Raw genomic sequence first — 11178 nt, 5'->3', positions numbered from 1 at the left:
ATGTCACAGAGCATTCAACGCGCCATCGAGATTCTCGAGTACGTCGGTGTCCAGCCTCGCACCCAGAGCGAGGTCGCCGCCCACTTCGGCATCCACCGCTCCACCGCGCTGCGCACCTTGCAGACGCTCACCGACAGCGGGCTGACACGACGGCGAGAGGATGGGCGCTACGGCGTGGGCTACCGCCTGGCCGGGCTGGCCAACCTCGCCCTGGAGCAGTTCGACCTGGCCAACATCGCCCACCCGTATCTGCAGGAGCTGGGGCGCCGGTGCGGGCACACGGTGCACCTGGCCGCCGTCCAAGGCCGCTCCATCGTCTACGCCGACAAGATCGAGCAGCCCGGCATGGTGCGGTTGTACTCCCAGATCGGCCAACCGGTCACGATCCACACCTCCGGGGTCAGCAAAGCCATCCTCGCGTACCGGGAGCCGACGTTCGTGGCGCAGGTACTGGAGAGCACTGACTTCGCCGGCTACACGCCCACGACGATCACCACCCGGGAGGAGTTCCTCGACCAGCTCTCCCACGTCCCCGAACAGGGCTACGCGGTGGACGACGGCGAGTACGAGGACTTCATCAACTGCGTCGCCATGCCGCTGCGCGACGCCACCGGCCAGGTCACCGGCGCCGTATCGATCACCGCGCTGAAAGCCCGGGCAACCCTGCCCGAGCTCACCCAGTTGTTACCCGCACTGAAAGCAACCACCACCACAATCTCAGAGGAGTTGGGATGGCGTCCGTAGATGACCTCTTCGACAGCACCTTCGCCCGCACGTCCGTCATGGCCATCCTGCGCGGCTACACGCCCGAACGCACCGTGGAACTGGCCACCCGCGCCTGGGAGCTGGGCATCGACTGCGTGGAGGTCCCGGTCCAGTCGGCCTCGGCCGTTGAGGCCCTGGCCGCCACCGTCGCCGCCGGACGCGACGCCGGACGCCTGGTCGGCGCCGGCACCGTCGTCAGCCTCCAGCGGCTGGAGCAGGCCGCGGCCGCCGGAGCGGGATTCACGGTCGCTCCTGGTCTGGACCTCACCGTGGCCCAGGCCAGCGTCGAGGCCGGCCTGGCCCACCTGCCCGGAGTCGCCACGGCCTCGGAAATCCAGCTCGCCGCCGACCACGGCATGCGCTGGGTCAAAGCCTTCCCCGCGGTCAGCCTCGGGACCTCCTGGTTCCACGGCATGCGCGGGCCCTTCCCCGAGATCCGCATCGTGGCCACCGGTGGGATCAGCGCCCACAACGCCTCCGCCTACCTGGCAGCCGGAGCCGACGTCGTCGCCGTCGGCTCCGCGCTCGAGGACCCGGCCCAGCTCGAGCTGCTGGCAGCGCTGATGACCCCGGCACCCACGGCCGCGCCCTGACGGGCAAGAACTTCCACCCAGCACCATCAACGAGGACTAAGGACACCCACCCGTGCAGAACACCACAGGCCACTACACGCCGGACTCCGGCCGGTACGACACGATGCCGTACCGTCCCGTCGGGACCAGCGGGCTCAAACTCCCCGCCGTTTCTCTGGGGATGTGGCACAACTTCGGCGACGACACGCCCCTGGATCGTCAACGCGCCATCGTGCGCCAAGCCTTCGATCTGGGCATCACCCACTTCGACCTCGCCGACGGCTACGGCCCTCCGGCAGGGGCTTCAGAACGCAACGTGGGACGGATTCTCTCCCAGGACTTCGGCGGCCTGCGCGATGAGCTCGTCATCTCGACGAAAGCCGGATACCCTTTCTCGCCCGGACCCTACGGCACGGGCAGCTCCCGCAAGCACCTGCTGTCCGCTCTCGACCGGTCGCTGAAGAACCTTGGGCTGGACTACGTCGACATCTTCTACAGCCACCGTTTCGACCCGGAGACGCCGGTGGAAGAGACCGCCGCCGCCCTCGACATGGCGGTCCGCCAGGGCAAGGCCCTCTACGTGGGCATCTCCTCCTACTCCCCGTCGCGCACGCGGGAGATCGCGGTCGCCCTGCGCGAGCTGGGCACCCCTCTGCTCATCCACCAGCCCTCCTACTCCCTTTTGAACCGCTGGGTCGAAGAGGGCGATCCAAACCTCCTCGACGTCCTGGCCGATGAAGGGGTCGGATGCATCGCCTTCTCCGTGCTGGCTCAGGGCCTGCTTACCGGCAAGTACCTCAACGGAGTGCCCGACGGCTCCCGCGCCACCCAGGGCAAGACCCTCAAGGACGGGATGCTCTCCCAGGAAAATCTCGCTCGTGTTCGCGCCCTGGCCCGGATTGCCGAGGAACGAGGACAGTCACTGGCGCAGATGGCTGTCGCCTGGGTCCTGAGGGATCCCCGGATCTCCTCCGTGCTGGTCGGTGCCAGCCGGCCCGAGCAGCTGGAGGACACGGTGAAGGGTCTGCAGGGCCCGGTGTTCACCGACGAGGAGCTGTCCCGGATCGAGGACCACGCCCGCGACGGTGGACTCAACCTGTGGACTGTTTCGAGCGAGGCCTAGATGACGGACAACACCTCCTACGACCAGATCCAGGCCGAGGAGGAGGACCTGCAGTTCGCCTCCTTCGACCGCGAGGACGCCTGGCGCTTAGGTGCTGCTCTGCGCAGTGCTGCGCTGGAGCAGGGCCTGCCCCTGGTCATCGGCATCACGTTGGGCGCGCAGCGGGTCTTCCACACGGCGCTGGCCGGGGCGACACCGGACAACGACGCCTGGCTGGAGCGCAAGGCCGCCGTCGTGACCCACTTCGAACGCAGCTCTATGGGGGTGGGCGAGCAGTTCCGCGCGCTCGGCCGCGTCTTCGAGGATGATTCGCGTCTGCCCGCGCACCGCTACGCGGCCAACGGCGGGGTGTTTCCCATCCGGCTGCGCGGCTCCGGACTCGTCGTCGGGACTGTTGGGGTGTCCGGGCTGCCCCAGCGCGAGGACCACGCCTTCCTGGTACGGCAACTGCGGACCTTCCTGTCCCAAACCCAATAGCTGCATGCACGGTCGGAGCCCAGTACGGCACTGAGCGCGAGGAGTAGGCCTTCCCCAACCAGCGCGACAGCACACAAATGGGCTCAGCAGGCAAGGGGCGCTGATTGCCGGCGCCCACTCAGATGGTCGGCACCGGCAATTCCCGGACGCGCCGGCAATGGGTCGCCCGGGACATTCCCAGGTCCCGGGCGACCTGGGTGGCCGGCTTCCCTGCGTCGACGAGCCGCAAGGCGTGGCGGATCCGGGAGTCGGTGAAGGTCAGGCGCCGCCCGCCGATATTTCTGGTGGCGGCCCGGCGTGTGGTCATCGAGTCGGTGATTCTCTCGCGCTGGACCTCCAGCTTCCTTCGGGCCAAGACGGCCATGACGGCGAAGACCATTGAGGCCATCGGGTGTGCGTGTCCACGTTTCCCCCACCGCGGATCAGTACGCGCAACCCTGCGTCGTTGTTACGCGGCTGCTCGGCGAAGAACAGCCTGCTGTGGGTCGGCCGACCCACCTCGGGACCTTGACGACCAACTGAGCGGTGCCGTAGTAGCGCCATAACACGACACGCCACATGCGCTATGGAGCCTTCCCCCGATTCCGCCGGGGGCTGACCGTGGTGATCAACACCGACTTCCTCACCCCGGTATCCGATCCGATGCAGAAGGGAGTCGAGAGGACACCACCGTCACGACGTACCCGGAAGGGACAGGGGCGGCTCCCCGTATCCCTCGATGCGCCGGGCTGTCCCACGCACAACGGCCGCTACCTTGTCCGGTCCGGCGGCACCGGTCGCCCCCGCCCTCGAGGCCCCTGCTGAGCCTGCCCGTGGCCGCGTCCCGTTCCTCCGTCCCGGGAGGGGTCACCGGCGAGTATGCGCCCGGGCGCCCTGTGGTGCCTCACCTGGCCCACTGGGGAGGCAGCACCTCTACCCTGGGCACATGTTCAAGGGATTCAAAGAATTCATTCTGAAGGGCAATGTTCTGGATCTGGCCGTGGCCGTGATCATCGGTGCGGCCTTCGCCCAGGTCGTCAACGCCCTGGTCGAGTCCGTGCTCATGCCGGCCATCTCGGCGCTGGTGGGCTCACCCAACTTCGACTCCTTCGCGGTGGTCACCCTCAACGGCAACGACATCCGCTTCGGGGTGCTGCTCACCGCCCTGGTGAACTTCCTGCTCGTGGCCGCGGCCGTGTACTTCGCGATCGTGCTGCCCATGAACAAGCTGACCGAGGCGCGCAACCGCCGCCTGGGCATCACTGCGGCCGCCGAGGAGGTCGACCCCCAGATCCAGCTCCTCACCGAGATCCGCGACGCCCTCCACCAACGTCGCTGATCCACCCCGGCATCCCACCCAGGGCCCATTCCCCGCCCAGACGGGCACGGGCCTGCCTCCATCTGCCTCATGTCAGGGCGCGCCCCCGGACACTGAACCCCCCACAAGGCCATGACGGCCCCAGGACCCATGCCGGACAGAGGTCGGTGCTCCTCCGACGGCAGCCGACACGGCAGCTCCCGGATCCGCCGGTAGAGGCTGGCCCGCGACATCCTGAGATCTCGAGCCCCCTGAACGGCCGGCTCCCCGGCCTCGATCAGCCGGACGGCGTTGCGGATCCGGGAGTCGGCGACGGCCGGGCCCCTCGAGGTCCTCGCCGGTGGCAGGGCGCGTGGCCACCGAGTCGGTGATGCGTTCGCGTGTGACCTTCAGTTCTCATCGGGGCCGGGGCGGCCTTGACGGCGCGGGGCGTCGAGCCCGTGGTGGTGGTCATCGGACCGGTTCCTTCTCCACGTTCTCCGCCCCGGGCAAGTGCTCGCTGGTGAGGGTCCAGGATGGGCTGGTGGTGCGGCGGTGGCGGTGCTCGAGGGTGAAGCCGATCAGCCCCAGGACGACGCCGGCGGCGGCCAGGACCACCCCGGCCCAGGCGGGGGCGATGTAGCCGAAGCCGGCGGCGATCACCGCCCCGCCGAGGTAGGCCCCGAGGCCGTTGCCAAGGTTGATCGCCGACTGGTTCAGCGCCCCGGCCAGCGTGGGGCTGTCGCCCATGACGTCGAGCAGTCGCGCCTGGAGGGTGGGTGAGAGCGACATCGCGGTCACCCCGACGAGGAACACCCCGACGAGGACCCCGGCCAGCGTGCCCGAGAGCACCACCACCAGCAGCAGTGCGGCAATCAGGGAGGCGAACCCGCCGAAGAGGGCCAGGCGCATCGACCGGTCCGAGAGCCAGCCCCCCAGCGGGTTGCCGATGACCATGCCGGCACCCAGCGCCGCCAGAGCGGCGGGCACCCACCCGGGGCCGGCCTGGGCGGTCTCGGTCACGAACGTGGCGACGTAGGTGTAGACGGCGAAGAACCCGCCGAATCCGATCGCCGCGGTGGCCAGGGTGAGCCAGACCGCCCCGCGACGGAACGCGCCGAACTGGCGGCCGAGGGTGGCTGCGGGATCACCGGGCTGGGCCGGGGTCAGCACCGCCACGGCGATGAGCGCGGCGAGGAACAGCACCCCCACCAGGGCGAACGCCACCCGCCACCCCGCGGCCTGGCCCAGCCAGGTCAGCAGCGGCACCCCGGCCAGCGTGGCCGCCGTGAGCCCGGAGAGCACCAGCGCGATGCCGCGGCCGCGCTTGCCCGGCCCGAGCAGGGAACCGGCCATCAACGAGGCCACCCCGAAGTACGCCCCATGGGGCAGTGCGGAGACGAAGCGGGCGGCGAGCACCAGCTCCAGGCTGGGCAGCACGGCCGAGGCGAAGGTGGCGGCGGCGGCCACCCCCAGCAGCACGACCAGGACCCGGCGGCGCGGCCACCGCCCGGCCACCACCCCCAGCGTGGGTGCACCCACGACCACCCCCAGCGCGTAGGCGGTGGCCAGCCACCCGGCCTGGGCGATGGCCCGCTCGGGGGAAACGGCATGGACCTCCGGCACCAAGCTCATCGCCAGTTCGGGCATCAGCCCCAGGGCGACGAACTCGGCCGCGCCGATGCCGAAGGCCCCGAAGGCCAGGGCAAACAGTGCCGGCCACACGCGTACCGGGCGGACAGGGGGAAAGGCATTGGACGATCGCACGATGTGCTGTCCTCCGATCTGGAGCTGACGGGTCTCGGTGGTGGGGACGCCGGGGTTCGCGAGGCGGCCGTGGATCACGGCAGTCCATGCCGTCGTATTCTGGCTTAGATGATCCACAATTCCGTCACGGTAGCATGAGGACGGCGGCATTGTGAACCGACCGATCCACAATTGACGCCCCGGGTCAGCTCTGGGACCCTGGTATGGATCGATCGATCCACAAACGGCTCGGGGTGTGCCCACTTCCCCGGCACGATCACCCACCGTTGCCCGACCTGCGGGTCGGCCAGAGAGGGAGCAAGACATGAGAGCAATGGCGTTCACCCAGTTCGGGGACCCCGATGTGCTGCAGATGATGGATCTGCCCGATCCGGTGCCGGGCCCGGGACAGGCCCTCATCCGGGTCGGCGCGGTCGGGGTCAACCACTTCGACCTGGACATCCGCGCCGGGCTGTCCCGGCTGGAGCACCCGTTTCCGCACATCCTGGGGATGGAGTTCGCCGGGGAGATCGTCGCCCTGGGGCCCGATGCCGGGGACTGGGCGGTGGGCGAGCACGTGACACCGCTGTACCAGGTCGTCTGCCGACAGTGCCCAGCCTGTGAGGCGGGACAGCAGACCCACTGCATCCGGCTGCAGATGTACGGGGTCCAGCGCACCGGAGGCTACGCGGAACTGGCGCTGGCCAACACCCGGGACCTGGTCCGGTTGCCCGAGGCCACCGCATGGGAAACGGCCGCCTCGGTGCAGCTGACCTACGGGACCGCCTGGCACTGCCTGATCACCCGGGCGAAGGTGCAGCCGGGGGAAACGGTGCTCGTCTCGGCCGCGGGCAGCGGGGTGGGCACGGCCGCGGTACAGATCGCCAAGATGGCCGGCGCCCGGGTCATCGCCACGGCCGGCTCCGCGCAGAAACTGCAGCGAGCCCAGGCGAACGGCGCCGACGAGGTCATCGACTACACCACCGAGCACCTCACCGAGAAGGTCCGGGAGCTGACCGGCGGCACGGGCGTGGACGTGGCGTTCGAGCACGTGGGTGGAACGGTGTTCGAGTCCACCCTCGCCGCCGTCGCCACACAGGGTCGCATCACGGTCTGCGGCGGCCACGCCGGGGAGGTCGTCGACCTGGACCTCATCGAGCTCTTCCGCACCGAACGCACCGTCCTGGGCTGCGCCCGGGCCAGCCACGGGGAACTGCGCACCGTCCTGGACCTGGTCGCCCAGGGACACCTGCACCCTGTCGTCGGGCGCACCCTGCCCCTGGACCAGGCTGCCGAAGCCCACCGGATCCTCGACGACCGCGCCGCCTACGGCAAGGTCGTGCTCCTGCCCTGATCCACCGGCACCCCTCCCGCCGGCTCTTCCGCAGCGCCGGCCGGCCCCATGAGCGTGTGGCCCGTCTTCGACACCACGATGTCGCAGGCGGGCCACAAGTCCTGGTCGATGTCTATTGGGCGGCCCCGCCGGCCCTGGCCGGGGTGAAGGCGGCCTCCCACGCCGCCGCCAGTACTTTGGCGGCCCGGTGCAGCTCACCGGCCGGGACGCCATCCCGGGCCTGGGTGGCCACCCCCAGGATGAAGCCATGGATCGCCGCCGTCCATCCGTCCAGGTCCACCTCAGCGGGCAGTTGCCCCTGGGCGGCGGCCCGGGCCAGGAAGTCATGGATCTGCCGGCGATCCGCCTCCCGGCGCGTCTTCAGCGCGGCCCGGGCCGCCTCCGGCATGCCCGCCCCGCCCAGCGTCCCGTTGAGCGCGATCAGGCACCCCTTCGGGTTGTCCGTGCGTGTCTGGGAGTCCACGGACTCGTGCAGGAACAAAGCCATCGCGTTCCCCGCGGGCAGCGATTCGTCGGCCACGATCCTCATGACGTGGTTGGTCACCGCCGCGTAGCGGCGGATCACCCGCTCGAACAGTTCTTCCTTGGACCCGAAGGCTGCGTAGAAGCTGGCCGAGGAGATGCCGATCGAACTCTTCAGGTCGGCCAGGGACACCCCTTCATAGCCGCGGTCCCAGAACAGCTGCATCGCCACCTCCTCGGCCACGTTCAGATCGAACGCCCGAGGCCTTCCTGCCGGCATGTCTTCCCTCGCTTCCCGACCCGTGAGGCCACTAATTCTGGTTTTCCCGGTCCATAATACAGCGGGCGGGGCAAAGCCCCCGTTACCTTTTTCATGGCTCTTCAGTCCGTCAGGATGAGAGGTGCTGACCGGTCGGTTGCCGGCATGATCGTTGCCCCCAGTCGCCCATGATCCGGGGGTGTTGTCACCGGCAACCGGTCCGGTGGTCACGGATCGCTGATAGAGGCGGGATCTCCTTCGAGGACCTTCGTAACGTGGATGCCGAGCGTGACCACCACCCGGCCGGTCAGTAGACGCTGTGGGCCCACGTTGAGGAGGCAACACCATGAGCGAGCAACGCCCGGCCGTGTTCATCGGCCTGGACGTCGGCAAGTCCGACCACCACGCGGTGGCCGTGACGAGCACCGGGAAGACGGTCTATGACAAGGCGCTGCCTAACGACGAGGCCCGGCTGCGCGCGATCCTCGAGGAGCTGGTTGCAATCCACGGGCCGGCGCTGATGGTCGTGGACCAGCCAGCCACCATCGGCGCCCTGCCGGTGGCCGTGGCCGAAGCCACCGAGCAGGTTGAGGTGGCGTATCTGCCCGGGTTGGCGATGCGCCGCATCGCCGACCTGCACCCGGGGAGTGCGAAGACCGACGCCCGGGACGCGTTCATCATCGCCGAGGCGGCCCGCACCATGGCCCACACCCTGCGGAACATCCGGGTGGATGAGGCTCAGATTGCTGAGCTGGCGGTGCTGGCCGGTTTCGACGACGACCTGGCCGCCCAGATCACCGCGACCAGTAATCGGTTGCGCGGGATGCTCACCCAGATCCACCCCGCCCTCGAAAGGGTGCTGGGACCGCGGGTGACCCACCCGGCGGTGGCGGATCTGCTCACCCGCTACCCCACCCCGGCGAAGCTGGCCGCGGCCGGCAGGGGCCACGTGCGGGCGAGGCTGAAGAAGCACGCCCCCCGCCTGGCCGAGTCGTTGACCGAGGAGATCTTCGAGGCCCTGGCCCAGCAGACCGTGGTGGTGGCCGGCACCGAGGCCGCGACCACCGTGGTGCCCATCCTGGCCGGGCAGCTGGGCGCCCTGATCCACCAGCGGGCGACGGTGGCTACCCAGGTCGAGGCCCTCGTGGAGGCCCACCCTCTTTGCCCGGTCCTGACCTCGATGCCCGGAGTGGGGGCCAGGACCGCCGCGAGAATCCTCACCGAGGTCGTGGGCAAAGACTTCGCCGATGCCGGGCACCTGGCCTCTTACGCCGGGATCGCCCCGGTCACAAGACGGTCGGGGACCTCGATCCGCGGCGAGCACGCTCCCAGGGGTGGGAACAAACGCCTCAAGAGAGCCCTGTTCCTCTCGGCCTTCGCCTCGCTCCACCATCCGCCCTCGAGGGCCTACTACGACCGGAAACGCGCCCAGGGCAAGCGCCACAACCAGGCGATCATCGCCCTGGCCCGCCGCCGGACCGACGTGCTCTTCGCCATGCTCAGGAACGGCACCCTCTACCAAGACCCCACCGGGCCCCAAACGCCGTCAACGGTGGCCCTGGCCGCTTGACCAAAACCATAGAGGCACCCCCCCGGCGCCGGCAGTTCTGGACACGAGGGGACTCATGACTCAGTCAGCCGACGACACCGACCACCCCTGCCGTCACACCCCACCCGACGACTGCCCACCCCTCCAGTCGCGTCCCGCGATGGCAGGGCTGGGTAGCTCCCGGATGCGGCGATACAGGATGGCTAGGGACATGCCGAGGTCCCGGGCGACCTGGGTTGCCGGCTCGCCACCGTCGATCAGCCGGATGGCGTTGCGGATCTGGGAGTCGGTGACGGTCGGGCGCCGCCCGCCCAGGTCCTTGCCGGCGGCCCGTCGCTTGGCCACCGAGTCGGTGATGCGTTCGCGCTTGATCTCCGGCTCCATCTGCGCCAAAGCAGCCATGACCATGAACACCATCGACCCCATCGGGGTGGCCGTGTCCACGTCTCCCCCACCCAGATTCAGCACCCGCAACCCGCGCCCCTGCTCCGTAGTTGCTCGGCGAAGGCCAGCATGTTCTGCGTCGGCGGACCCCCTTCCGGACCTGCACGACCAACTGAGCGGTGTCGTGGTAGCGCAAGAACACGACATGCCACAGCCACTGCGATGCCTTCCCTGTCCGTCAGGACCGCAGGAACCAGCCCCGGTACAGCGTGCAGACCGCGTCGCACCGCGGAACCGGCACAAGATCGAACTGGCCGGAGTTCCACCAGATGCGGGAACTCCCGCCGGTCGATGTCCGGTCAGTGGCCTTGTGTGATGTGACGGGTGCTCGTGCATGTGAGGTACGAGCCACCGGCGACACGGAGAGGGGAGATGCACTGATCGGGCGGGCTCGTCACCGCGCAACTCGTGCCCTCAGCGACGTCGCCGACTGATGTCCCCGCGCCAGCCGGCAGCAGTTGTGTCGTGCACCTCACGAAGACATGGGATATTTCTCTGCGGACACTCCAGCCCGGGATCGGGCAGTAGGACACCGCCCGCGGAGGGGTCAAGGCATCGCGGTGCGGTGCGTAGGCTTGTGGCCGTGGCCGCGGACCACACCTTCTCTGTTGCGCTGGTCGCCGTGGATGACACCGTACTGGCGCAGCTCCTCCGTGCCGCGACCACGGACGCCCTGGCTGAGGAGGTGACTCCGCCGCTGACGGCCGGCCGAGCATGGACACCGGAGAGAGTGGCGTGGCTAGGTGACTTCCACCGTGTCCGTCGGGCTGGACTGGCCGGACCGGCGCACGAGGCCACCTGGGCCGTGGTCGTCGACGAGCTGGTCGTAGGTTCGGTGCGCCTCAAGCACACCGATGAGCCTGGCGTCCTGGAGATGGGCATCTGGCTGACTCGTGGCGCCCGGGGTCGCGGTATGGGACGAGCAGCCATGGCCGCAGCTCTGCGTCAGGCCGCTTCACTCGGGGCGTCTGGAGTGCGGGCAGACACCACCGTCTCCAACGAGGGTGCCCTGGCCGTGCTACGCCGCTTGGGCTTCACCCTCACGCCAGCCGATGACGGTCACAACGTCCGGGCGCTGCTCCTGCTCGATCCCGAGGAGGACCGATGCACGATCAGGTGACGCATGAGCCGACTTGCTCGTGGAGCGCCAT

The 11178-nt window shown here is 69.2% G+C and carries 11 protein-coding genes and 1 pseudogene; 8 read left to right on the top strand and 4 right to left on the bottom strand.

Annotated elements, in window-relative coordinates; translation table 11 throughout:
- The 4 genes from ACYSMR_RS17340 to ACYSMR_RS17325 are packed head-to-tail and all read left to right on the top strand — an operon-like array spanning window position 1 to window position 2937.
- Window positions 1–744: an IclR family transcriptional regulator gene (locus ACYSMR_RS17340; RefSeq protein ID WP_461746888.1), complete on the top strand. Its 744-nt coding sequence runs from the start codon at window positions 1–3 to the stop codon at window positions 742–744.
- Window positions 732–1358 (top strand): bifunctional 4-hydroxy-2-oxoglutarate aldolase/2-dehydro-3-deoxy-phosphogluconate aldolase, encoded by a 627-nt coding sequence (locus ACYSMR_RS17335; RefSeq protein ID WP_461746886.1) that lies wholly within the window; start codon window positions 732–734, stop codon window positions 1356–1358. Before ACYSMR_RS17340 ends, ACYSMR_RS17335 begins: the two co-directional genes overlap by 13 nt.
- Before the next feature lie 52 nt (window positions 1359–1410).
- The gene (gene mgrA / locus ACYSMR_RS17330; RefSeq protein ID WP_461746884.1) at window positions 1411–2460 is read left to right on the top strand and encodes an L-glyceraldehyde 3-phosphate reductase; all 1050 of its coding nucleotides are present in this window, start codon (window positions 1411–1413) and stop codon (window positions 2458–2460) included.
- Window positions 2461–2937, top strand: a complete 477-nt coding sequence (locus ACYSMR_RS17325) for a heme-degrading domain-containing protein (protein ID WP_461746882.1) — start codon at window positions 2461–2463, stop codon at window positions 2935–2937. It abuts the gene before it with no gap.
- 118 nt (window positions 2938–3055) lie between these two features.
- Here the strand turns inward: ACYSMR_RS17325 and ACYSMR_RS17320 are convergent, their stop codons facing one another.
- On the bottom strand, window positions 3056–3325 hold the full coding sequence (locus ACYSMR_RS17320) for a hypothetical protein (protein ID WP_461746880.1): 270 nt from the start codon (window positions 3323–3325) through the stop codon (window positions 3056–3058).
- A gap of 537 nt (window positions 3326–3862) precedes the next feature.
- Here ACYSMR_RS17320 and mscL point away from each other — a divergent pair.
- Window positions 3863–4255 carry a large conductance mechanosensitive channel protein MscL gene (gene mscL, locus ACYSMR_RS17315; RefSeq protein WP_461746878.1) on the top strand — a complete coding sequence of 131 codons (393 nt, stop codon included), beginning with the start codon at window positions 3863–3865 and terminating at the stop codon, window positions 4253–4255.
- 429 nt (window positions 4256–4684) lie between these two features.
- On the opposite strand, the gene ACYSMR_RS17310 is transcribed toward mscL, so the two are convergent.
- A complete protein-coding gene (locus ACYSMR_RS17310) occupies window positions 4685–5980 on the bottom strand; it encodes an MFS transporter (protein ID WP_461746876.1) in 1296 nt (431 codons plus the stop codon).
- Window positions 5981–6284: 304 nt separating this feature from the next.
- Between ACYSMR_RS17310 and ACYSMR_RS17305 the strand changes: the two genes are divergently transcribed.
- Window positions 6285–7313, top strand: a complete 1029-nt coding sequence (locus ACYSMR_RS17305; RefSeq protein ID WP_461746874.1) for a zinc-binding dehydrogenase — start codon at window positions 6285–6287, stop codon at window positions 7311–7313.
- A gap of 112 nt (window positions 7314–7425) precedes the next feature.
- On the opposite strand, the gene ACYSMR_RS17300 is transcribed toward ACYSMR_RS17305, so the two are convergent.
- Complete coding sequence (locus ACYSMR_RS17300; protein ID WP_461746872.1) at window positions 7426–8019, bottom strand: TetR/AcrR family transcriptional regulator; 594 nt, start codon at window positions 8017–8019, stop codon at window positions 7426–7428.
- A 361-nt stretch (window positions 8020–8380) separates the two neighbouring features.
- On the opposite strand from ACYSMR_RS17300, the gene ACYSMR_RS17295 reads away from it, so the two are divergent.
- Window positions 8381–9604 (top strand): IS110 family RNA-guided transposase, encoded by a 1224-nt coding sequence (locus tag ACYSMR_RS17295; protein ID WP_461746870.1) that lies wholly within the window; start codon window positions 8381–8383, stop codon window positions 9602–9604.
- Window positions 9605–9697: 93 nt separating this feature from the next.
- On the opposite strand, the pseudogene ACYSMR_RS17290 reads toward ACYSMR_RS17295, so the two are convergent.
- Window positions 9698–10116 (bottom strand): annotated as a pseudogene (locus tag ACYSMR_RS17290) (recombinase family protein); the annotation flags it as partial.
- 494 nt (window positions 10117–10610) lie between these two features.
- Here ACYSMR_RS17290 and ACYSMR_RS17285 point away from each other — a divergent pair.
- Complete coding sequence (locus ACYSMR_RS17285) at window positions 10611–11147, top strand: GNAT family N-acetyltransferase (protein WP_461746868.1); 537 nt, start codon at window positions 10611–10613, stop codon at window positions 11145–11147.
- The last annotated feature ends 31 nt before the right edge of the window (window positions 11148–11178 follow it).

Source organism: Kocuria sp. U4B (genome assembly GCF_054875615.1).
The sequence above is the reverse complement of the archived record's forward strand: the minus strand, read 5'-3'. Positions and strand labels throughout refer to the sequence as shown.